A 21275-nucleotide genomic window follows, 5' to 3' on the forward strand; every position below is an offset into this window, starting at 1 on the left:
CGGACAATCCAAAGCCGGGGTGACGAGCCCGCACCTCTACGAGCCGGACCTGAACCCGACGTACCAGGAGATGGCCAGTCACTACGAGGTGGCGGTGCTGCCGGCGCGGGTATGCCGCCCGAAGGACAAGGCGAAGGTCGAGGCCGGGGTGCAGTTGGCCGAGCGCTGGATCCTTGCCAAGCTGAGGCACCGGACGTTCTTCTCGTTGGCCGAGCTGAACCGTGCGATCACGGAACTGCTGGAAGCGCTGAACAACAAGCGGTTCCAGAAACTGGCCGGCAGTCGGCGCAGTCTGTGGGAAGAACTGGATCGGCCGGCGCTCAGGCCATTGCCGTATTCGCCGTACGAGTACGCCGAATGGCCGCGCGTGAAGGTGCACATCGACTACCACGTGGCGGTGGACAAGCACTACTACTCGGTGCCGCATCAACTGGTGGGCCTTCGCTGCGAGGCGCGGGTGACGGCGTCGACGGTAGAGGTGCTGCATGGCGGCCGTCGGGTGGCGAGCCACGTGCGCAGCCACTTGCAGGGCCGCTACACGACGCTGCCCGAACACATGCCAGAGCACCATCGGCAGCACGCCGAGTGGACGCCGGAGCGAGTGGTGCGCTGGGCGGGCGAGGCTGGTGGCGCGGTGGCGGCGGTGGCGACGCGGATCATCGCGAGCCGGCCATCCCAGCAAGGCTACCGTTCGTGCCTGGGCGTGATACGACTGGGCGAGCAGTACGGAAATGCTCGTCTGGAAGCGGCCTGCGAGCGCGCACTGGCGACCGGCGCGCAGCGGCAAGAGCTTGGGGTCGATCCTCAAGAGCGGCCTGGACCAGCAGCCGCTCCGTCGCCAGTGCCGCCGACACCGTCGATCGAGCACGAGAACATCCAAGGCGCCGACCATTACGCGCCCGTGCTGCCGTTCGCCGCCGCGGAGGTCGCCCATGTTGATCCATCCGACGGTGGAGAAGCTGCGCGACCTGCAGCTGGGCGGGATGGCTGACGCCTTGGTCGACCAGCTGCAGACCCCGGACGCATCCAGCCTGAGCTTCGAGGATCGGCTGGGCTGCTGGTCGATCGGGAAGAGGCCGCCCGCGAGAACTGCCGACTGAAGACCCGCCTGACGCAGGCGTCTGCGCCTGCCGGCGTGCACGGAGGACATCGACTACCGCAGTCGTCGCGGGCCGAGCAAGACGCTGGTGTTGAGCCTGGCGTCGTGCCAATGGATCAAGGAGAATCTGAACGTGGTGATCACCGGACCGACCGGCGTCGGCAAGACGTACCTCGGCTGCGCGCTGGCGCAGCGGCATGCCGTCACGGGCAGCGGGTCACGTATCAGCGCCCCTGCGGCTGTGCCACGATCTGGAGATCGCCAAGGCCGACGGCAGCTACCGGAAGCGGTTGGGCAAGCTCGCACGCGCCGACCTGCTGGTGCTCGATGACTGGGGACTGGCGCCACTGACGCCAGAGAACCGGCGGGACCTGCTCGAGGTCCTCGATGACCGTTACCAGACGCGGTCGACCCTGATCACGAGCCAACTGCCGGTCAGCACCTGGCACCAGTACCTGGATGACCCAACGCTGGCTGACGCGATCCTGGACCGGGTGATCCGCCAACGCGCACAAGATCGAGTTGACGGGCGAGTCCCTGCGCAAAAAAGAAAGGAGAAACGTTGACCGCGACTGCGGAGGCGGGCTAAGAATGAGATCCCCGCGTCGCTACGCTCCGGCGGTGGCCGGAATACGTCGGAACAGGTGGCCGGAATGGACTGGACTGCGCGGCCGGAATCGATCGGAACGGGTGGCCGAAATCACTGGAATACGCAACGGTGCCGCAGCTAAGGGACGAATCGATGCATCGGCAAGCAATCTAGGAGCTTCCGTGGTTACTTTGTGGCGAAAACGTGTAAGCCCCGCCGAATTCGCACAAGCTCTTTCGCTGCTTGCTATCGAGCATGCGCTACTTGCCGCCGGAGGCCATGAAGATTGCGCGCGAGGGCGATTCGAGCGTGGCGGAGGACGTGGCATTCGCGATCTCGAAGTCACGCTTCATTCTCGCGCCAGCGGCAACTGCATGAAGGAGAACCAGGAGAGCGACAAGTTCCGGGAAGCCGAAAGGGAACTCTGGCTGCGGGCCACGGCGGTTCTGGCTGCTCACAATGTGGTTGATGCCGCCAAGAAAGGCACCATATATGCTCACGCGACAGGTGACGAATTTGCAGCGCATGTCGGGGAGTCAAAGCGCGCTGCGTGACGTGGGAAGTGCACTGGGCATGGCGATTGCGAATGGCGAGCTGCGGAGTGTAGCGCTGGAGGCTGCACAGCGGATGGCTGCGTTGTACCTTGCTGAGGTGTTTCGATGTGTGTCGAGTGCGGCTTTTGATGCTCTATGCGCAATGTGTTCGGTTGGAGCTCCCCGGTTCTCTAAACACCTCATTCGATGCAAGTATACATGAATGAAGTGTACTAGTCGTCGGGTGCCCCTTGAAGGAGTCCTGTGCGAGCTCCCGCTTGAAAATGAACAAATTGAACTGGATGCAATGTCGCAATTCGGAAATGAGCTAGCTGACTTGATCTGACAGATCGTCCTTCTGAAGCACGATCTGTCAGATCAAGTCAGCTCGTCTCAACAATCCGTGCGGCAGTGACCCACCACTCTGTTGCCGCATCGACGCCGCAGCGCAAGACAACAACGTCGTACATCGCGAGTAGTGTAGAGGCCATTCTCAAGGCTCTTGCAGGTGCCGTGGGCATGGGTCTTATCGTTCTCGCGATGCTGTCCACAATCTCGCTACAGGCGGTCATTGCAGCCGTCACATTCCTGCTGCCACTGGCGGTCATCGCCTTCTTCATTCGTTCATGCTAGGCGTTCGCACCGTCGGTCGTGGTATATGTGGGCGCGACAGGCGTTGCTCAATGCGAGCATCGCGGCCCGTAATCGATCACGCCTAGCAGCGCGCGGGTGCAGATGTAATGAGTGAATGAGCTGGCGATCTGCACGTCTCTTTCGGCCCGCAGAACCACAGGAAACTGGTCGCCAGCTACTCGATTTACACTCGTTCACTTCACCAATGCCATACGACGAACGTTCACACGACCGTCAGCGGTCAACTTGCAGAAGTAGACACCTGTCGGCACCAAACGACCCGAGTCGTTCCGTCCATCCCATACCTTCTCCAAATGACCTGGCCCCATTACCTGCCCGGCAATGAGATTCCTAACCAATTTGCCAGACAAATCGTAGATCCCAAGACTCACGGGGGCGGTAGTTGGCAGGCTAAACCCGATAGATGTCGACGGATTGAACGGGTTGGGGCTGTTCTGCTCGAGTGCGAAAGGCAGCGGAAGTGGGCCGCCGACTGCACTGGATCAGAGAGACTCAGTTCGTCGCTGAGCTCACCGAGATTGCCGTGAATGTCGACAAACTGGACCCGGTAGTAGAAGTTGAGCTGTTGGATATCCAGAAAGACCAAGTCGGGAGTGCAGGCAATAGCGTCGGATGGCTCAAAGCCAGCGACGGTTCCACGATAAATGCACATCTGGCTCAGGTCGGGTATGGGGGTCCCGCAGATATGATCAAGCGGAACCCGTCACCTTCGAGAAGGGTAACTTGCGGCTTTGGGGGCGCGATGCTGTCGATGGAGTAGGCGCTGTCCACCATGGAAAAGTGCAGTACGCTTGAGTCGATAGTCTGCGCCGCCACGCGATACCGGGAATACTGCTCAGCTTGACCAGGGGTGAAGATGTCCGGCGTTGAAACCACAACCTGGTAGCTGTCTACTTGGGCGGCGGCCATGGATCCGAGGGTAGCCCATTCCCCGTTCTCAAAGCGCTGGACCTCGTAAGCAGCAATCGGCACGGTGTGCCTACCACATCTGATCCCGCGGCTCCCCAATGAACGCTCAAATAGCCGCCATTGTCGTCGGGGACATCGCGCAAATCGATGGAGCCCATTTCAGCAAAATTGCCGCGAACAACGACATTGTCCAAATAGCCCACGGTGTTCCAAGTGGTAAATCCAATGAATCCCGAATTTCTACGGGTGTCCGCCGCTTGGATCTGCCAATTGGGCGGTGTCGAATTGCCACGTAAAATCGAGCGAAGATTGCGCTCTCAAACTTCCCGAACTCGAAGGTATACGTTACGCCGCCGTCGATATGCCAAGCCCCGCTCCAATCCTCCGCAAGTGCATAGCCCTGTCCGCCACTAAAGTAGCCCAGTCCCGCATGATCTCCCCACCCCGCATCAAGGACATATCCGCTCGAACCTGTGAGCTCGGTGAGAGAGGGGTCATCCATGCATATCAACAAGTCCACAACGCCATCGGATGCGGGTGTGAAATCCAGCTTTACTGTGACATTCGTCCAGTCGGAACGCCACGCGAACAGCGGGCTGTCGCAGCTCTGGAAGCCACAAGCGTTGTTCTTGTAAAATCTTCCATCCTCCCATTGCCAGCCGCCGTTTGGGATGATCCACTCTGAAGAAGCGCCCTCCTCGAAATCGTCGGCAAAAAGGGTTCCCCATCGCGGCAGTGCTGCTCGCTCCACGAGGTAGTACTGGCTCTGATCAACTGTGTCTCCGGAATCATTCCAGCCTTGGATAGAGCAACTCAGCGTATGCCAGATAGTCGCCCCGGTCCGCCACGCCGCCGATGGGGCCATTGGGTTTCCATCGCGCCAAGCATTGTAGTCCCATGGTTCATTCGTTACCCATGCCCAGCCATTGGTTGGCGACTGCAAGCGATCGAGATGCGCCGAGCAATACCCCGTCCATCAAAGATGGAGGCATTGGGATGAATGACGTTCTGCCAGACCCAGTCGTTCTCGGCCTGGGAGGTGATTGTCGCCAGTTGTCCGCCGACTAGCTCGGCTTGCGCTCGTGCTGTTGCCAGGTAATCGGGCCAGCTGTGCGCACCAGGTCATAGGTATGCCCATTCCCGCCCTCGTTGGAAGTCCAGCAAATGGGTTCTGCAGATGCTGCAAATGGAGCCACCACGGCGAACAAGAGGAGCCAATATCTGATCTTCATTGCATCTCCGATCCGATAACCAATTGAACTGCTCTGGGAGATCCGGAGCCTGCGCTATCTGAGTCCAGCCGGCCCGTCCGATCCCCTTCTGCTTCGGCCAGTATAGCTCCTCGAGTTCCACGGGTGGAATGTTTTTGATTTGGTCAATAGTGGAGCCAGTCCGTCCGGGCGAGCATTGTCCAGGTTGTGCTGGATCCGATCTTGCGGCGAAAGAAGGCAAGATTGTGCACGGCTTTCTGGCCTCGCATCGGGCGTGCTAACGAAAGCTCTCCTGTGTTCGGGCGGCAGACGCTCATGCCTGAATTCCACGACCATTCTAGTTATGCCCAGCCTCCTCCCCACCGCAAGCCACCTCTCACCTTCCCTGATCTTACTCTCCGCCACCACATACGAATTCGCGCCCATCTGATCAGCCAATAGCATCAGGCAGATGAACACAATCACCAACTTGTCCCTCACCGCTAGCCGATTCCGTTCCGCCGGACGGAACGCCGGTGTGGGAAATCATGACTGCTCTGGAAGCACTACGTTGACGAATGTCCCCAAACCACACCTAGTTTGTCCCGAATGTCGATGTGCTTTATGTTCAAGACAGCCCAGCTGGCTGGCATGGTAGAATGAGTTCAGGAGTAATGCGGAGACGGTTCGGATGGGGGGGGACGGTCTCGCCTCAATTCGCTCACGACGCACTTGATTCCAGGAGCGCAACATGAAGTGCGTAACGGCGATACTACTGCTTATCGCGGTCCTTGCTCTCCCGGCTGGCACAGCTGCGCAAACCGTTCTTCGGCCGATCGACGATGCGTGGGGGACAATTCAATGGCCGGGTAGTCCCTATACCGGACCGAGCCGCGCTGAGTACCTGAGCGTAGCAGGATGGTCGCGATCAGCGCTGCTGTTTGACCGGGCCCAGATTCCGGCGACTTATTCGCGCGCCGTACATCAGCTCTATGTCCTGCCGGGCCATGAAGACAGGCTTTTTGTTTCCGCGTATGGCACGAGTTCCAGCCAGATAAGTAATGGTGACTGGCAGGACCGATATGATGATCCGCTGGGCGCTTCGGCTCTTGGCGTCCGGTTGTCCCATCTGCTGCAGCAGTCGGGCATCTCCAACAATCTGCGTTTCGCCTTCTCGCGTAACACGCAGTACCCCGTTCCGGCGATGTATTTTGACACGCCGGTAGAAACAGAGATCATCCCTCGGAACGGTGGGTGCCCTTTTCAAATAGAAGATGTCAAGTACGTGCCGGCCGAAGCGACATCGTCGGCACGAAAGCAGCTATTCGGATCCGACTCGTTAAGTGATCGTGGCCGGTCGCGTCCGCGACTTTGTGCACGCAACCTGCGCAGCGAGAGGATGGATCACGCATATGACCGCCGAAGAGAACATCATCTTTGAGAAGCTCGAAAGGGCGCTCGCTCGAAACGTGGTCGAAGCCGACGAGATCTTCGCCTTCATGGAAGAAGCGACGGCGGCACCAAGAAGTACTAGGTTCTGCCTGGAAGTGTGCCGTGCCTTTCGCTTCGTGCCGGACGCGGAAGGCCTCACTGCAATCTGGTTCATCAAAGCCATGCGCTCGGCTGAAGACTGGCGTGACCAATACTGCGCCGTAATTTTCGCAAGAGAAGATCTGCAGGATATGGATGTGGCCATGGAGGTCTATGAATCCAAGCCGTGGCTAGGCGCCCTAGGGTTCGATCTTGAACATTCCTTCGTGGCGCGCTGCACCCATCCCGACAGCATGGTTCTGATGTCTCCCGACGGAGTTTGTGACAACACTTCCCTTGAAGCGGACAGCTCCAGGCACCCATCCCTGGAGGGCGGGGTGATTCCCACACCGTTTGTTGATGGACGGTTGCAGCGGCATTGCTTCTTGAAGCCCGGCACATACAGCGGGTCATTCGTGGCGGGCGGGGGCTCCATCACGCTCATTGGAATCGCGGGTTCCGACCAAACGATCGTCGAACTGGGTGATGGCGACTCGGTGTTCCAGAGCAGTTTTTCCATGTCGCTTCACGGCCTGACCATCAGGCGCGTTCGTGGCGACGGTGCCAAGATCCCGGCGGTTGCGTGGAGGGAGCTCGCCTCTATCGAGATCGCCGACTGCAAGATCAGCAATCCTGACGGTACGGCGGTGGGATCGGTGGGTGAGATCGGCGAGTCCGTAAGGATCAAGCGGTGCCTGATCAGGGACAGTCGTCGAGGCGTGGACGTGCGAGCCATGCATGTTTCCATTGAGGATACGCAATTCGATGGGATTGCGGAAGATGCGATTGTGATGCGCATTGATGAGAGGTGGCCGAGGGGCCATTGTTCGTTCCGTGCGGAGCGGAGCGCCGACCCATGATCGCGCGCGAACGCGCGCGCGTGTTTGGGCATCACAATCAATTGAGTTCGCTAGCGGACCGGTTCTTCAAGGGTCGAATTCTGGTTAGGCGCGAATGGGGTCGGCCTGATAGCGGGCAATTGCGCAGTGCTGTGCCTGCCGGACGGCTGATGAGGCAAAATTGCGGCAAAATTGCCGCGGAGGGAACTTTGAAGCGAATTGCTATCGATCCCAAGTATCTGATCCCAACGGATTGTCCGCGGTCTTTGACCGGCATCCTAAGGTTCATCCCGGTATTCTGCGCACGCGAGAACGTGAATGCAATTGTTGTCATCGCTTCGCCGCCACAAGAGAAGCCGGCCAATGCAATGACCTATCTCGTGTGTTCTGGGAATCACCGGGCTGCCGCAGCATTCATCTGCGGCACTATGATCACGGCGGATGTGATCGAAGTGGACGATGACATCCCGGAAATTCGCGAGGGATCTGCTGCCGGCTGTGACTCGGTTACAGCCCTGGTTTCGTCTTGCCTTGAGGCGGCCGAAAGCGGCGGTTATCTGACGGGGCGGTGGGAGGAGTACTTGAGAATGATCACCGACTCGGGCGTGGTGGGTTACAATGAGAGCGATACCGCCCATCTGTCGGAATCAGCGCTGAGGCGCGGAGCGCGGAGGGCGCCGTAGATGAGAGTGATTCTGTTAGGGGACCAAACCTCTGACTCTCGCCGCAACGTGATCATTGGCGGCCGGCGCGGGCGGCCAGGTCGGAGTGAATGGAAGGCCGTGAGGCTGCGAGGATCATGGATCAGCGCGTCTGGGCGTGCTATGCTCGCCCCGCGACAGCTGCATCACCCGGCAGCCGTTCGTGGGTGAAGCGAGAGGGGTTGCCGATGGGCGCGCGTTCATTCCCTACTCCGCCGCTGACGAGAGATCAATTTTCATAGTCAGGCGATGGGCGGGAGTAGCCCATTTCCGGGTTTGCTCGTGTCTGATTTTCTGCGATGTGCAAGGAGGGTATCATGCTGACGGTCAATTCCAGTTTGCATTCACATGTCGTCCGGATCGCCGTCGTGGTCGTCATGGCGCTGGCTGCCTGCGGCGCAATGGCCCAGACTCAGGAAGTTGAGCCCCAATTCGACTGGATGTATGGCCCGATGAATTGTCCCCTTGGCGGGCTTGCGACCATTGACTTGCCTGACGGGTACCAGTTCCTCGACGGCAAGGGAACGCGTGCTCTTCTTGAATTGATGGAGAATCCCGTCAATGGCCAGGAATTGGGATTTGTGATGCCAGTCCCGCGTGACGACGAGGCGGAGGACTGGTTCGTGCTCTTTGATTACAATCCCATTGGGTATGTGCGCGACGACGATAAGAACAAGCTCGATGCTGATGCACTCCTGAAGAGCATCAGCGAGGGTACGGAGCAGGCCAACGAGATCCGACGCAAGAATGGCTGGGCGGAGATCCACGTTGAAGGATGGCGGGTTCCGCCGTACTACGACGAGAAAACGCACAATCTGAAGTGGGCGATAATCGGCGCTTCGGACGCAGGCAAGACCGTGAACTTCTCGGTCCGGCTCCTGGGGCGTGGCGGCGCCATGAGCGCCGACCTGGTGATCGATCCAGAGGACTTGAACCGGGTACTGCCGGAGTTCGAGCAACTCATCGAGCAGTTCAGCTTCACATCCGAGCACCGGTACGCGGCGTTTCGTGAAGGCGACAAGGTCGCCAAGTACGGCCTTACCGCCCTCGTGGCCGGAGGCGCCGGCGCCGTGGCCATGAAGACAGGCCTACTGGCCAAGTTCTGGAAGCTCATCGTCATTGGCTTCCTGGCACTCATGGGCTCACTCAAGCGCGTTTTCGGGAAGTTGTTCTCGCGGCGCGGCGGGGGCCAATCGCGCACGCTCTTTGTAGACAGCGCCCCGGGCAATACGAGCCTGATCGACGCTGGTCACAACAATGACGGAAATGACGAGCCGAGAAATGACAATACGGGTCCCCCTGCATGAGCCCCTATTCTGTGATCACGGCCGTCTGCCTCGTCGGCATTGTTGCAGAAGCCCTGAGGATCAGCCGGCCAGGCCAGCTGATGCTGGCAGCGGGGCCCGACGGCCGCTACCACGTGGGCGCTGCGCCGGTGCTGCTCCGCGGACGCGCGTTCGCTGTACACATAGTCCCGCTGCTTCCGACCGGTCCGACTTTCCGATTCGGGCGCGAGGGAAGTGGGTCTACGACCTTGCCCATCAGCCGTGCGGCAATCGATGACGGGCGTGATCGCCTCGATACCACGCGCCGGATTTGCGGTCGCGTCTTGCCGATCTGTTGGGCAATGCTGGTATACTTGGTTGTCCTTGTACCAGCAACGCTCCTGCTGGGTCTCGTGGCACACGGTTGGATCGTCCTCGCTTGCGGCCTGCTGCTGATCCAGGGGCGTTGCTTTCGATCTTCTGGTTCTCGTACCGCACACCGCATCCAGGAGAGACATGGCAGTGCGTTCACCATTTGGTGGCAATGCTTCTGTTTCCACCCGCAGGTGTATTTGCATGCGATCGACTGGTGTCAGAGCTGACTGATGACATCCATCCGCTGACGGCCTCACTGGCCCTGTTGCCTGCGGGGAAGGCACGTGCTCTCGTTGCGGAACAGGTGCGTCAGTGGAAGTACCCCGTTGTGGGCGATATTGCGCGCCCCGATTCTGGGACAATCGAGGCGCTAGTCGAGACCGTGACCTCGTTCAGTCCAGATTTTGATAATCTTCTAGGGCCGCCCGAACCAGATGGTGACTCCAGTGTCGCGTATTGCCCGCGATGTCTGGCGCAATTCACTGGTGTCGACGGCGCCTGTCTCGATTGCACAGGGATCGACACGATTCGGTTCCAACGAGACGGTCAATAGAAGCAAGGCGTGGTTGTGGCGGACGGCGCCAACCGAGTTGTGGCGATGGGCTCCGGTGGATTGGCGCGGTGCGCCCAGTTGTTCAACGTGCGCAGTTGCCCCTATTCCGATCGTCAGTTTTGTTGCTGGGTGCCGGAGGTCGGCAGGCCTGTCCGGCCATTCGGAGCCTTGCTCTCGAGAGGACAATTTGGGCTGCTCCCTGACTCGTGCTTGAGGTACAATATTGCCACATGAGGTGTCTGTTGAGCCGCGGGGCCCCGCCGCTCCTTTCATGGCAACCGCCATGGAATCAAGCGTCGTCGGAGTTAATGGGATATCCCGCCAGATGCACGTACCCTTCGGAGCACATCATGCACAATCTAGCCAGCATGCTCGGATACTTGCTTGTGGCCGCTCTTTCCTGCATGAATGCGCTGGCAGACACGGGACAAGAATTGGCTAGGCAGACGCTTCCACACGTTATCACGATTCGCATGTTTAATGCGCAGGCTCAGGAGACCGGTTTGGGAAGCGGCTTCTGGCTCGGTGGCGGAGAGGTGGTGACGAACGCACACGTTGTGGCCGGCGGCGCTTGGGCCGAGATCCATTCACTAGAAGGTCAGTTGATCGGTACCGCACCATATGCGATTCTACTCGACTCCCCGAACGATCTGGTAGTCCTGGCAGTACCAAACGGGCGGATGGGGGGTCTGGGGCTGGCCGATGGCGATCCTAGCGTTGGGACCGCCGTTTGGGCGTTCGGAGCCCCGCTAGGCTTGGATGGCACAGTATCGTCCGGAATCATTTCGGCAACACGGGATATCGACGGACGACGCTTATTGCAAATGACGGTTCCCATTTCGAGCGGATCGTCTGGAGGCCCTGTGGTCGACGCCGTCGGAAACGTAGTCGGCGTCGCGGGTTGGCATGATGCGCGAAGGTCAGAATCTCAATTTTGCGATTCCCGTTAGTTCGCTTGCGTCGCTGCTGCGACAAGCCCGGGGCCGGTACCCGTTTCCGGCGCCCGAGTCGGTGGGAGTGGCTCCGGGGTCGACCGCGGAGATCAGGACTGACGACGACGAAGCTCGGTTCGCCGCCTTCCTGGCCGGGATGGCATCAGCGGATTTCCTTGAAGACGGTAACACCTTTCGCGGTCGCTTGGACGAATCGGATGTTGATCTTGATGGGCCCACTGATTTCTACAGATTCACCGGCTATAGCGGTCAGCGTCTGATCGTCACTGTGTCTTCCCGCACATTTGATCCGGTGGTCGAGGTCTTGGCCACTCATCAATGGCCTTCCGAAGGAGGGGACTCGTGGGAGGCAATGGATGATGACGGTGGCGGAGGTACCACTGCTCGAATCTCAGCCGTCCTGCCATCGACCGGCGAATACCATATTGCAGTGCGATCAATTCAGGCGGGAGGGGCGACTATGAGATTTCGATGGGCGAGAATCGCACGGCCGCATTGGTGAGCGGTGATCGTTGGATTCGAGTTGGCGGGGACGATGCCAAGGACGTCTGGTGGGACAGCCGAACGCTGACGCGCTCCGGACATGAAGCTACAATGTGGGTACGAACCGTCTATAAGCAGGCTCAATCTACCGCCGAAGGTTTGCAATACGATGTTCACAATGGGCAGTGGACCTTTGATTGCGTGAACCGCCGGATGATGCTCCTGTCCGAGCAGGTGGCATTGGCAGGCAAGAACGTAGCTGATACGGACTTCGATGCGTGGCGACAGAAGTGGCAAAATGTTGTCCCCTGAAACTTGTAGAGCCAGCGCTGCTTGAAGAGGCATGCAGGGATCGCTAGCTGCTGGTGCCGAGCACACTCCTTGGTTGTTGCATAAGGGCTCGGTCCCCAAGCGCTCCAGAATGTGCTCGGGTTCGTCAGGTACCACAATCGCGTTTACCTAGAACTTCTGATCTGCAGACTTTCTGTATCGCCCAATATAGTGCCGATCCCCTCCAATTTCACTCAGAGGATTTGGGGCGGGTGGAGTATGCGCCGGATGCGAACTAGATCGGAGTACATCGTGAAGTACTTAGTTATGATCGCACTGTTATATCATCGCACCCCTCATCGGTCGCGGCACAGCTCGTGCTTTTCTCGGACGACTTCAATAGCGGCTGCGATTCAGATTGGAATTTTCCGCATGGTGGATGGGCGTGTGAGGGCGAGGTATTGCGTCAGGCCAACTACTGCGGGCTTGCTGCATGCGACAATCACGCGTGGATAGGTTCTCAGGACTGGGCGGACTGCACGGTAACACTTGAGTATACCCCCACCGAAGCCAGCAGCAACGGACCTCAGATTTATGTCAAGGCATGCACCGATCCCGCATCGATCGCCGGCATGAACAATGAGGGCCAGTGGGTTTCGGGGTTACGGTATTGATCTTGGCTGGAATTCAGAACTCAAGATCACTAAGTACAATTCCACGTCAGCGGGGACACTTTGCGATTGCGTTCGGCGCTTCAGTTTGAATGAACATTGAACCACATATGTGGTCAAGTTTGGGCGCGTAGGCGCTGCACTGTTCGCGCAAAAGTCTATGCGAAGGGCAACCGTTGAGCCTGATTGGATGCTCACCGCATTCGACGGTGACTATGCCACCGGTATCGCTGGTATCGGCACTTGGAACACGCCAGGGGCTACATTGACAACATCGAAATCCAGTTGCTGGCGCGGTGCCCGCTGAATCTACTACGTGGGGGTAACCCCAAGACGCTTTACAGGTAGGATCCGCTGATCGCATCTCATCTTCAGTCAACCCGCTTCTAGGCGTTGGCCCAGGGCCATCTTCTTTGGTTATCCTGGCCTTCGGCAGAATTTCATATTCGCAGGAACTGAGCGCGCGAGAGGTGCGCCAAACAACCCCGTGGCGCGCCGGCGACGATCACGCCTCGCCCTCCCCTTGTTTTCCTGCCACCGCTCCGCCTTTCCCCGCCCCGAAACCGCCTCTCGCAATCCCCAATCTTACTCTCCGCCGCCGCATACAAACCAACCCCCATCTGATCCGCCAACCTCACCAGGCAGATAAACACATCCGCCATCTCATCCTTCACCGCCAGCCTCTTGCCCGGCGCCATATCGACGGATTCCTCCTGCGTCAGCCACAGGAAATTCTCCACCAACGCGCCGGCCTCGACACTCAGCGTCATCGCCGTGTTCTTCGGCGTCCGGAACGGTGCCCAATCCCTGGTCTTGGCGAACGCGCCAATGCGGCGCGAGAGAATCTGGTACTTCGTCATCGCCGGTTCTCGCACTTCGGGCCGGGGAGATGTCTGGGCTGTCATCGCAGCTCATCAATATGCCATCCCGCCCATGGTACCGAATTCCGAGGCCCGAGTTCAAGCCGCATCGCTCCGCCGCCGTACGCCGGCCAACGCGGCTCCCAACATCACAATCACGGCCCCAACCAGAAACACCCCCCGCATCCCCCCAACAACCGCCTCCGCCCCCGCCCCCCCAACATCCCCAGTCCCCGCGCCGATCTCGAACACAACCCCCATCCCCCAACCCCCGCCATCAACCCAAGATTCCGCGCCAAACTCAACATCCCCGCCACAACCCCGCGCCGCCCCCCATCAACGGCACTCATGATCGCTGTATTATTGGAAGCCTGGAACAACGCATACCCCGCAGTGATGAACCCCACCGCCCCCACATACCCCGCCACCCCCAACGACACCGGCAACACCGCCAACGCCACGCACCCAACCAGCATCGCCATCAACCCAACCCGCGTCACGCGCGCCGCCCCGCGACGATCCGTCAACCGTCCCGCCGGCACCCCCATCAGCGCCGCCACCAGCGGCCCCACCGACATCACGAAGCCGACCTGCGCCGTACCCAGCCCCAGCCCGCGCGCCAGGTGGAACGGTCCCACCACGAGCGTCGCCATGATCACCATCGCCACCAGCAGGGTCATCGTCAGCCCGGCGGCCAGTCCCGGCTCGCGCAGCAGTCGCCGCATCTCGATGAAGTCGCCACCCACGCCCAACGCGCCGCCCCGCACACGCGCCGCCCGCGGCCCATCCGCCGGCAGCCACCGCATCGCCATCACCAGCGCCACCACACCCAGCGGCACGCTCACCAGGAAGATCGCGCGCCACCCCACCGTCGCTGCCAGCATGCCGCCCAGCGAAGGGCCCAGCGCGGTGCCGGTCGCCGACATCGTGCCCAGCAGTCCGATCGCCGTGCCGGCGCGCGCGCGGGGCGCCACCTCGCCGGCCAGGGCCATCGTCATCGCCAGCATCACGGCGGCGCCCAGTCCCTGCGCCGCGCGCGCGGCAATCAGCGCTTCAATGTTCGGCGCCGCCCCGCACGCCACCGACGCCGCCGTGAACAGCGCCATGCCCCCCAGCAGCAGCCGCCGCCTGCCGATGCGATCGCCCAGCCGGCCGGCGCCCACAATCGTCGTCGTCACCGCGGCCAGGTACGCCAGCACCACCCACTGCACGGTCTTGAAGCTGGCGCCGAACGCCTCGGCCAGCGTCGGCAGGCTCGAGTTGGCGATGCTCGTGTCCAGCGACGGCAGCAGCATCGCCAGGCAGAGGGCGGCCATCGCCGGTTTGTTGGTGGTGATCTGGGGCTGGGCGGTCTTGGGCCGTGCGGCCCTGGGCGGGTGATCGTCATCGTCTGGTCCATGAGCGCCTCCGGTTCCGACGACGCCCGGGGTGGGGCCGTCGGGAACAGGCTAGCCTTGCCGGTGGTGTGGCGGTAGACGCACGGGTTGCACTATATGCGTGCATTTGACGCCATGTCTGGTTGCGCGTATGCTGCCCCGCATGAACCGCCCCGACCTGAACCTCCTGTTCACCCTCGACGCCCTGCTCTCCGAAGGCAGCGTGGCCCGCGCCGCCGTGCGCCTGGGCCTCAGCCCGTCTGCCATGAGCCGATCCCTGGCCCGCCTGCGCACCGAAACCGGCGACCCGCTCCTGGTCCGCGCCGGCCGCGGCCTGGTACCCACGCCGCGCGCGCTGCAGCTGCGTTCAGAGATCGGCCCCCTCGTCGACGCCGCCGAAGCGGCGCTGCGCCCGGTCGCCCTGCTCGATGTCTCGCAGCTCGACCGCACCTTCACCCTGCGCGCCAGCGAAGGCTTCGTGGAGAACTTCGGCGCGGCTTTATTGACGCGCGTGGCCGCCGAGGCCCCGCACGTGCGGCTGCGCTTCGTGGCGCGCCCGCGCTCGGGCCCAGGCTCGGGCGACGTGGCCCTGCGCGATGCGGGCGTCGACCTCGACATCGGCGTCGTCGGCCCCGCCACCGGCCCGGAGGTGCGCACGCAGGCGTTGTTCCGCGATCGGTTTGTGGGGGTGGTGGGGACGGGGCATCCGTTGTCTGGCCGCGGTCGCGTGACGCTGGCGCGCTACGCGGCGGCGCGGCATGTGTCGGTGGCGCGGCGGGCATCGGCGGGCTTTGGGCCGGTGGATGAGGCGCTGGTTGCCGCTGGTGTCGAGCGCGACATCACCGTTGTGGTTGGCGGGTTCGGCGCGGCCTTGGCGCTGGCGCGCGGGGCCGAGCTGGTGGCGACGGTGCCGGAGCGGCACACCGGATGCCTGCGCGAGGGGCTTGTGACGTTCGCGCTGCCGTTTGCGGTGGAAGAGGTGACGGTGGCGATGATGTGGCATCCCCGGTTGGAGGCGGATGGGGGGCAGGGGTGGTTGCGGGGGTGTGTCAGGGAGGTTTGTGGGGGGGGGTAGGGTTCGGGGCCCCATCGAAAAATAAGGCCCGCAGACATGGCACTTGCGCCGGCGCAACTGCTCGCGTGGTTGTGATTGTTGCGCCGGCGCAAGTTTCAGGGGGTCGAGACACGGGCCGCTCCAGCACCCGCTTCATGCCGCGTTCCCGCGACCTGAAGCAAGCCGCCTAGGTCCCGGCCTGGCGCGCCTCAGGCACGGCCAACGTCGCCAGATCGAACACGTTCGCGAAATTGACAATGGGCGGCACGAACGCGGGAAGCTGGGCTCTCAGCAGCGAAGACACGAGCGCTTCGCGAATGAACGGATACATCAGGCTGGGGGCCACACGACCGCCGACCTGCTTCAGTGCACTCGCCAGGGCGTCTGGGTCCACGGGCGGGTTGTCGATCTCGATGACGGATCGATAGGCCACCGCAAGCGTTACCCCCGGTAGATTCGTGATCTGCACCGACAGCTCTACGCCTAGGACATTCGTGGCGAGGCGATTCAACCCGAGATTGAGCTTGAACTCGACCTGATGGTCGGACGCAAACTCCCGCACCGCGTCCTCTTTGCGAACTTCGAGCATGGTGAGTTCCGGGCCGGCCACGAGACGGATGCCCGGTTCGCTCCTGCTCTCTGTGGCTTCAGCTGACATTCAGGTTCTCCTCGCATGCGAACGAAAGCACGTTGTTTGGATGTTGTGACATGTACTCGGTGGTCTGGACTGTCAGTGACGGTCCTGAATCGTCTGATCTCCGGGAAAACGCACTCAGCGGAATCAGGGACTGCGATGACGTGAGCGGCAGGCCGCCACTGCGCCCAAACGAGGCCTCAAAGCTGTAGCGTGGTAGTGGCCGGCGCTCGCGCGGTGCCGGTGATGCATTGCGGGCGACCGATTCCTCGAGTTGCAGGACCATCCACCTGTTGACGCTCGTCCCCAATTCTGCGGCGCAGATGGTGACGGATCGATGGAGCTCCGGAGACATTCGCAACAGCAGTTTCCCGGAGAAGGGCCGCTCGGGTTCCTCCTGGCGCGTTGCGCAGAACTCGAGGTAGTCCTCGACCGAATCGATGAACGCCTGCTGGATCTCATCCACGGACCTGCCTTGAAACGTGATCACGTCCCGCGTGTTGACCACACGTCCGTGGAGCAGGTTCGCGTCCGCGTCGAACTCGACGGTCGCCATGTAACCCTTGTACTCCATCATGGCGCTACTCCCGCCTGGATGAGGAACTCCCTGACCGACTTCACGGCGCCCCTGTCGGTTTCCCTCTTTGGGTGGGGCCGGTGGAAGATGGCCTTGCGACCGTTCAGCGCCACCCTGACGCGCGACCCTCGGCCCTCCGTGATCTCGGCGCCAAGTCCATTCAGCAGCGAGACGATGTCGTCCCACACAATGTCCGCTCTCGTGGGCGATTCGAAGATGGCCGCCAAGGTCCCGCGCTGGTGACTGTTCATAAGCCGCCCTGGATAGATCGACCGCGGGTCGCTTCGCCTTGATTGAATGATACTACAAAATGATACTGCACGCCAATCGATATTCGTCGCGAGCGTTACTGTTTGTGAAATAGACGGTTAGTCGCCATTGCCCATCCCCCCTTCGGGCACACCTGGCCAACCAGAGAAGCTGTTTCGTTTATTTCATATATTGCGAATAATGCGAATCTCCTTTACCATCCCGAAATACCCAAGGAGCCCCGCCTTGCCCTCCCCGCAACCCGATCCCATCCAGCCCACCGAAGCGGAGATCCGCCTCGCCGCCGACGCGGTTCGTGAGCTGGCACGCTTTCTGGAAGCTGACCTTCCCATCCAGGTGCCTGGCCTCGACCGCCCCGTGGTGCTTCCCACCGCGGCCGTGCGCCTGCTGGTCGAGCTGCTCGCCACCATGGCGGAAGGACATGCCGTGACCCTGATCCCCGTCCACGCCGAACTCACCACCCAGCAGGCCGCCGACCTTCTCGGCGTTTCCCGCCCGTTCCTGGTCAAGGAACTGGAGTCGGGCCGCCTGGCCCACCGCAAGGTCGGCACGCATCGCCGCGTTCTGTTCCGCGACCTCATGGCCTACAAGCGTGCGCACGAGGCCACGCGCGTGGAGGCGTTGGGGGAGCTGGCGGGACAGGCGCAGGATCTGGATCTGGGATACGGGGAGTGACGAACTTCACTGCGGATATCGATGCCTGCGTACTGTATGCAGGGCACTTGCGCCGGCGCAAGTGATGGCGCCCGGCGGAGAAACCAATCGCGCTATTTCGAACCGCCGCTCCTCGTGTCGCGCAGCGTGTCGTCATCGTTTCAGACCGCCCCAAGGGAGGATCGATCTCCATGAGCCGTCGTCTCCATTCCGGCCATTCATTGATGCCGGCTTTGACGCGCTCGACGCGGGCCCAGAATGCGGCGGACTCCGGGGTGTCAGTCTTCTTTTCCAGCATCGGTCCTGCCTCCCGTAGCGATCTCTAACTGTACGGCAGCTGCCTCTTCGAGTTCAAGGTGTGAATACCCAGGGACCCATCACCACGCCGCATTGATCCCCCATGGACACCGCGCCCGAGAGTCACCGCTGCCCGTGCAACTAAATTCGCTGTTATATAATGAGTTAACGAAGTCTGGCCCGCCGGCACCGATCCCGCTCCAGAGAATTTCCAAGATTCCATTGATTGCTGGTACCGTATTTGGTACCATATCCTTTGGAGCGATGATGTCGCGCGCAGACAAGCTCATTGAACGAGCCTGCAGGCACCCTGGCTCACTCACGTTTGGAGAGCTGGAGCGGCTGGCAGGACTGTTCGGCTTCCATCAGGTCCGGCAGCGCGGCAGCCATCGCATCTTCAAGCGGCCGGGCCATCCGTACTTCAACTTCCAGGAGTCCGGCGGCATGGCGAAGATCGCGCAAGTAAGACAACTGCTCGACTACGCCCACTCCCAGGGCTGGCTCGACGACTGATAAGGAGACCCCCATGCCCGGCTACAGCCAGTACATCGCCTGGAGCGCCGAGGACAACCAATACGTGGCCACTTGCCCGGAGCTGGCTCACCTCATGGCCCTTGGCGACACGGAAGAAGAAGCCGTGAGCGGACTGAAGGTCGCCATCGGACTGGTCCTCGAGGACATGGCCGCATCCGGCGCCACGCCGCCCATACCTTCAGGCCACATGGCGCACAGCGGGCAGTTCCGCGTGCGCCTGCCGCGCACGTTGCACGCGCGGCTCGCCATGCAGGCCGAGCGCGAAGGTGTCTCACTGAACACCCTGGTCTGCACGTTGTTGTCCGAGGGCTCCGCGCTCTGGCATGCGGCGGACCATGTGACGGAGCGGTTCAGGGTGGCTTGTGGGGAGGGGCTCGACCGGGAGTGAGGGGCGTTGGCGGGCAGGCGGGGGTGGCCCGTCAGCGCCGGCGCAACTTCTCCCGCGGCCGTGATTCTTGCGCCGGCGCAAGTGACCAAACGACAAACTATATACGAATCAGAGTCCGTGCGGCGCATGTTTTGGTCCAATGATGTTGTCTGGTGCGCCCATATTGGGTATCATATAGTACTAAACGACCCTCCCTGGTCGCCGAACCAATCACCGGCAGGTTCCTCGTGCCCCAGGCCCAGGCGTCCGACCAGGAACGACGATTACTGCGCGCCCTCGCGGCCGACCCGAGCCGGGCGACTGCGACCCAAAGGGCTCTCTACGACCTGATGGCTCATGGCCTGACGGTGGCCGACGCCTGCGACGCCCTGTGGCATTGGATCGTCGAGGATCGACCGGTGAAGCGGACCCTGATGCACGGCCAGGATGACGGCCAACCCGCTTTCGAGATCTGGCCCGAGCTGGTGGGGCGGAAGTTCTATTGCAAGTTCCTCGTCAGGGGGAACCCGCTCGTGCAGCAGTTGCTGCTGGTGGTGTCGGCCCACCCCGACGATCCCCACAGCCCATCGAGAGGCAGCCCGTCATGACCGAGCCCCAATGCCCCCTGTGCGGCGCGCCAGCCCTCATCCACCACGAGGGCCAGTACAAGATGTACCCGCCGCCCAACATCCCTGGCGGGCCGTTCACCGTGGCCAACGCCAAGTGGGAGGCGTGCGCCGCGTGCAACGAGGAGATCCTCCCCGCCGCGTTGCTCGCCGAGCTCGAAGCGCAGCGCATCGAACGGCTGGGTTACCTGCGACCTGATGAGATTCGCGCCGTGCGCGAGCGCGCGGGGCTGACGCAGACCGAGATGGCGATTTTCGTGGGCGTCGGCGAGAAGACGTATTGCCGGTGGGAGGCGGGCCGTTCGTTGCAGAACCTGTCGAGCGACAACCTCATCCGCCTGGCCGACCGCGTGCCCGAAGCGTTCGCCCAGCTGTCGGTACAGCGCGACCCGCAGCGTCAGGCCGTGATCGATGCCTATCTGGCCGACCTCGGTAACCAGGAAGGGTGCAGCGAACTGGCGCTGGCGGCGCACGGGGCCGAACTCGACGTGGCGCTGGCCGACGAGTTGCGCCTGCGCCTGCGCATCCTGGCATCGAAGGGGAAGGACCAGTGACCGCGAGAATGTTGCGCGGTGCACCCGGGATCGCGCCGCACGAATTGATGGTGCGCCTGCTGCACGCCACTGCGCAGGACCAGCCGGGCGCCATCGACCCGGCCCGCCTGCTATCGTTCCTGGGCCTGGATTTCCTGCCGGTGGATTTCGCGACGGCGCTTCGCGACGTCCTTCCCGACGACGCCCGCACCGCGCGCGCGCTGCTGTCGTCTCCCGACCACCTGGTCGCCGTCGATGCCGCGCTCGACCCGCAGTGGGTGCGCTTCAGCACCCTGCACGAGATTGCCCATTACGTGCTGCAGGATCATCGCCACGCGCTCTACCTCTGCGATGCCGAAGGACTCAGCCACCGGGCGCGCCTCGACTTCGAAGTGCAGGCCAACCTTTTCGCCGCCGACCTGCTGTTCAAGGGCCATTATTTCACGGTGGAGGCGCAGGCCCTGCCGGTATCGGCCGCGACGGTCAAGGCGCTGGCGCTGAAGTACCAGGCCTCATTCGAAGCGACAGCACGCCGCCTGGTGGAGAAGCACCATGCCCCGGTCATGCTGGTCGTCTGCGAGCGACAGGCAGATCGCTCGGTCATCGACGCGTCCCAGTCCGCAGTCTGGCGGGTGAAGTACTGCTCGGCGTCGACGTCGTTCAGGACGCGATGGTTCGCCCGCGTTGAAGGCGAGGCGCCCGCCGAAATCGCCGCGGCGCTGTCGACCGGCGGGCGCGACCTCGCCGACTCGATCGTGGTGGAGATGCCGCTGGCGGGGGATGCGGGCGGAGCGTTCAGGGTCGAGTGGTACTTCGATCAGGGCCATGTCATGGGGCTCGCGATGCCGACGAAGGGTGGGGCTTAGGGCAGTGGCGGGT

Annotated in this window: 21 protein-coding genes and 2 pseudogenes; 16 read left to right on the forward strand and 7 right to left on the reverse strand. The window is 61.8% G+C overall.

Annotation, left to right across the window (positions count from 1 at the left end; all coding sequences use genetic code 11):
* Window positions 1-19 precede the first annotated feature (19 nt).
* The 3 genes and pseudogenes from IPG61_19250 to IPG61_19260 all read left to right on the forward strand — a co-directional run bounded on the left by IPG61_19250 (window position 20) and on the right by IPG61_19260 (window position 2854).
* Window positions 20-991: a hypothetical protein gene (locus tag IPG61_19250; GenBank protein ID MBK6736161.1), complete on the forward strand. Its 972-nt coding sequence runs from the start codon at window positions 20-22 to the stop codon at window positions 989-991.
* Window positions 933-2242 (forward strand): annotated as a pseudogene (locus IPG61_19255) (ATP-binding protein). The gene IPG61_19250 and the pseudogene IPG61_19255 overlap by 59 nt, the downstream one beginning before the upstream one ends.
* Before the next feature lie 390 nt (window positions 2243-2632).
* Window positions 2633-2854 carry a hypothetical protein gene (locus IPG61_19260; GenBank protein ID MBK6736162.1) on the forward strand — a complete coding sequence of 74 codons (222 nt, stop codon included), beginning with the start codon at window positions 2633-2635 and terminating at the stop codon, window positions 2852-2854.
* A gap of 194 nt (window positions 2855-3048) precedes the next feature.
* On the opposite strand, the gene IPG61_19265 is transcribed toward IPG61_19260, so the two are convergent.
* Window positions 3049-3330 carry a T9SS type A sorting domain-containing protein gene (locus IPG61_19265; protein MBK6736163.1) on the reverse strand — a complete coding sequence of 94 codons (282 nt, stop codon included), beginning with the start codon at window positions 3328-3330 and terminating at the stop codon, window positions 3049-3051.
* A 560-nt stretch (window positions 3331-3890) separates the two neighbouring features.
* The gene (locus IPG61_19270; GenBank protein MBK6736164.1) at window positions 3891-4535 is read right to left on the reverse strand and encodes a hypothetical protein; all 645 of its coding nucleotides are present in this window, start codon (window positions 4533-4535) and stop codon (window positions 3891-3893) included.
* A 1190-nt stretch (window positions 4536-5725) separates the two neighbouring features.
* Between IPG61_19270 and IPG61_19275 the strand changes: the two genes are divergently transcribed.
* The 6 genes from IPG61_19275 (at window position 5726) to IPG61_19300 (ending at window position 11985) form a co-directional block, all read left to right on the forward strand.
* Window positions 5726-6415, forward strand: a complete 690-nt coding sequence (locus tag IPG61_19275; protein MBK6736165.1) for a hypothetical protein — start codon at window positions 5726-5728, stop codon at window positions 6413-6415.
* Window positions 6387-7364 (forward strand): hypothetical protein, encoded by a 978-nt coding sequence (locus IPG61_19280; protein ID MBK6736166.1) that lies wholly within the window; start codon window positions 6387-6389, stop codon window positions 7362-7364. Before IPG61_19275 ends, IPG61_19280 begins: the two co-directional genes overlap by 29 nt.
* Window positions 7361-8026: a hypothetical protein gene (locus IPG61_19285; protein ID MBK6736167.1), complete on the forward strand. Its 666-nt coding sequence runs from the start codon at window positions 7361-7363 to the stop codon at window positions 8024-8026. Before IPG61_19280 ends, IPG61_19285 begins: the two co-directional genes overlap by 4 nt.
* Window positions 8027-8361: 335 nt before the next feature.
* Window positions 8362-9351: a DUF2167 domain-containing protein gene (locus tag IPG61_19290; GenBank protein ID MBK6736168.1), complete on the forward strand. Its 990-nt coding sequence runs from the start codon at window positions 8362-8364 to the stop codon at window positions 9349-9351.
* Between the two features lie 1236 nt (window positions 9352-10587).
* Window positions 10588-11187 carry a trypsin-like peptidase domain-containing protein gene (locus tag IPG61_19295; GenBank protein ID MBK6736169.1) on the forward strand — a complete coding sequence of 200 codons (600 nt, stop codon included), beginning with the start codon at window positions 10588-10590 and terminating at the stop codon, window positions 11185-11187.
* 474 nt (window positions 11188-11661) lie between these two features.
* The gene (locus IPG61_19300) at window positions 11662-11985 is read left to right on the forward strand and encodes a hypothetical protein (GenBank protein MBK6736170.1); all 324 of its coding nucleotides are present in this window, start codon (window positions 11662-11664) and stop codon (window positions 11983-11985) included.
* 1069 nt (window positions 11986-13054) lie between these two features.
* Here IPG61_19300 and IPG61_19305 read toward each other — a convergent pair.
* Complete coding sequence (locus IPG61_19305) at window positions 13055-13474, reverse strand: nucleotide pyrophosphohydrolase (protein MBK6736171.1); 420 nt, start codon at window positions 13472-13474, stop codon at window positions 13055-13057.
* A gap of 99 nt (window positions 13475-13573) precedes the next feature.
* Window positions 13574-14790, reverse strand: a pseudogene (locus IPG61_19310) (MFS transporter).
* A 223-nt stretch (window positions 14791-15013) separates the two neighbouring features.
* Between IPG61_19310 and IPG61_19315 the strand changes: the two are divergent.
* Window positions 15014-15925 carry a LysR family transcriptional regulator gene (locus tag IPG61_19315; protein MBK6736172.1) on the forward strand — a complete coding sequence of 304 codons (912 nt, stop codon included), beginning with the start codon at window positions 15014-15016 and terminating at the stop codon, window positions 15923-15925.
* A gap of 166 nt (window positions 15926-16091) precedes the next feature.
* Here IPG61_19315 and IPG61_19320 read toward each other — a convergent pair whose 3' ends face one another.
* Genes IPG61_19320 through IPG61_19330 form a run of 3 tightly spaced genes read right to left on the reverse strand, consistent with a single transcriptional unit; the run spans window position 16092 to window position 17366 of the window.
* Window positions 16092-16562, reverse strand: coding sequence for a protein-export chaperone SecB (locus IPG61_19320; protein MBK6736173.1), 471 nt, complete (start codon window positions 16560-16562; stop codon window positions 16092-16094).
* A complete protein-coding gene (locus tag IPG61_19325) occupies window positions 16552-17115 on the reverse strand; it encodes a type II toxin-antitoxin system HicB family antitoxin (GenBank protein MBK6736174.1) in 564 nt (187 codons plus the stop codon). Before IPG61_19325 ends, IPG61_19320 begins: the two co-directional genes overlap by 11 nt.
* Window positions 17112-17366 carry a type II toxin-antitoxin system HicA family toxin gene (locus IPG61_19330; protein ID MBK6736175.1) on the reverse strand — a complete coding sequence of 85 codons (255 nt, stop codon included), beginning with the start codon at window positions 17364-17366 and terminating at the stop codon, window positions 17112-17114. The genes IPG61_19325 and IPG61_19330 overlap by 4 nt, the downstream gene beginning before the upstream one ends.
* 199 nt (window positions 17367-17565) lie before the next feature.
* On the opposite strand from IPG61_19330, the gene IPG61_19335 reads away from it, so the two are divergent.
* From IPG61_19335 to IPG61_19360, 6 genes are all read left to right on the forward strand, one after another.
* A complete protein-coding gene (locus tag IPG61_19335) occupies window positions 17566-18060 on the forward strand; it encodes a helix-turn-helix domain-containing protein (GenBank protein MBK6736176.1) in 495 nt (164 codons plus the stop codon).
* Window positions 18061-18600: 540 nt separating this feature from the next.
* Entirely contained in the window at window positions 18601-18849 is a 249-nt protein-coding gene (locus IPG61_19340; GenBank protein MBK6736177.1) for a type II toxin-antitoxin system HicA family toxin, read from the forward strand.
* 13 nt (window positions 18850-18862) lie between these two features.
* Complete coding sequence (locus IPG61_19345) at window positions 18863-19258, forward strand: toxin-antitoxin system HicB family antitoxin (protein ID MBK6736178.1); 396 nt, start codon at window positions 18863-18865, stop codon at window positions 19256-19258.
* A 329-nt stretch (window positions 19259-19587) separates the two neighbouring features.
* Window positions 19588-19845, forward strand: coding sequence for a hypothetical protein (locus IPG61_19350; protein ID MBK6736179.1), 258 nt, complete (start codon window positions 19588-19590; stop codon window positions 19843-19845).
* Entirely contained in the window at window positions 19842-20417 is a 576-nt protein-coding gene (locus IPG61_19355; protein ID MBK6736180.1) for a type II toxin-antitoxin system MqsA family antitoxin, read from the forward strand. The genes IPG61_19350 and IPG61_19355 overlap by 4 nt, the downstream gene beginning before the upstream one ends.
* A 47-nt stretch (window positions 20418-20464) precedes the next feature.
* Entirely contained in the window at window positions 20465-21262 is a 798-nt protein-coding gene (locus IPG61_19360) for an ImmA/IrrE family metallo-endopeptidase (GenBank protein MBK6736181.1), read from the forward strand.
* Window positions 21263-21275 lie beyond the last annotated feature (13 nt).

It is taken from the genome of bacterium, from assembly GCA_016703265.1.
Lineage (GTDB): Bacteria > Krumholzibacteriota > Krumholzibacteriia > LZORAL124-64-63 > LZORAL124-64-63 > CAINDZ01.

Bases quoted from the DNA above. Each gene is read 5' to 3' on its own strand.
- IPG61_19280 (MBK6736166.1), top strand. From the start codon at position 6,387: ATGACCGCCGAAGAGAACATCATCTTTGAGAAGCTCGAAAGGGCGCTC.
- IPG61_19305 (MBK6736171.1), bottom strand. From the start codon at position 13,474: ATGACGAAGTACCAGATTCTCTCGCGCCGCATTGGCGCGTTCGCCAAG.
- IPG61_19285 (MBK6736167.1), top strand. From the start codon at position 7,361: ATGATCGCGCGCGAACGCGCGCGCGTGTTTGGGCATCACAATCAATTG.
- IPG61_19300 (MBK6736170.1), top strand. From the start codon at position 11,662: ATGGGCGAGAATCGCACGGCCGCATTGGTGAGCGGTGATCGTTGGATT.
- IPG61_19355 (MBK6736180.1), top strand. From the start codon at position 19,842: ATGACCGAGCCCCAATGCCCCCTGTGCGGCGCGCCAGCCCTCATCCAC.
- IPG61_19335 (MBK6736176.1), top strand. From the start codon at position 17,566: ATGCGAATCTCCTTTACCATCCCGAAATACCCAAGGAGCCCCGCCTTG.
- IPG61_19360 (MBK6736181.1), top strand. From the start codon at position 20,465: ATGGTGCGCCTGCTGCACGCCACTGCGCAGGACCAGCCGGGCGCCATC.
- IPG61_19350 (MBK6736179.1), top strand. From the start codon at position 19,588: ATGGCTCATGGCCTGACGGTGGCCGACGCCTGCGACGCCCTGTGGCAT.
- IPG61_19345 (MBK6736178.1), top strand. From the start codon at position 18,863: ATGCCCGGCTACAGCCAGTACATCGCCTGGAGCGCCGAGGACAACCAA.
- IPG61_19290 (MBK6736168.1), top strand. From the start codon at position 8,362: ATGCTGACGGTCAATTCCAGTTTGCATTCACATGTCGTCCGGATCGCC.
- IPG61_19325 (MBK6736174.1), bottom strand. From the start codon at position 17,115: ATGATGGAGTACAAGGGTTACATGGCGACCGTCGAGTTCGACGCGGAC.
- IPG61_19330 (MBK6736175.1), bottom strand. From the start codon at position 17,366: ATGAACAGTCACCAGCGCGGGACCTTGGCGGCCATCTTCGAATCGCCC.
- IPG61_19340 (MBK6736177.1), top strand. From the start codon at position 18,601: ATGATGTCGCGCGCAGACAAGCTCATTGAACGAGCCTGCAGGCACCCT.
- IPG61_19275 (MBK6736165.1), top strand. From the start codon at position 5,726: ATGAAGTGCGTAACGGCGATACTACTGCTTATCGCGGTCCTTGCTCTC.
- IPG61_19320 (MBK6736173.1), bottom strand. From the start codon at position 16,562: ATGTCAGCTGAAGCCACAGAGAGCAGGAGCGAACCGGGCATCCGTCTC.
- IPG61_19295 (MBK6736169.1), top strand. From the start codon at position 10,588: ATGCACAATCTAGCCAGCATGCTCGGATACTTGCTTGTGGCCGCTCTT.
- IPG61_19315 (MBK6736172.1), top strand. From the start codon at position 15,014: ATGAACCGCCCCGACCTGAACCTCCTGTTCACCCTCGACGCCCTGCTC.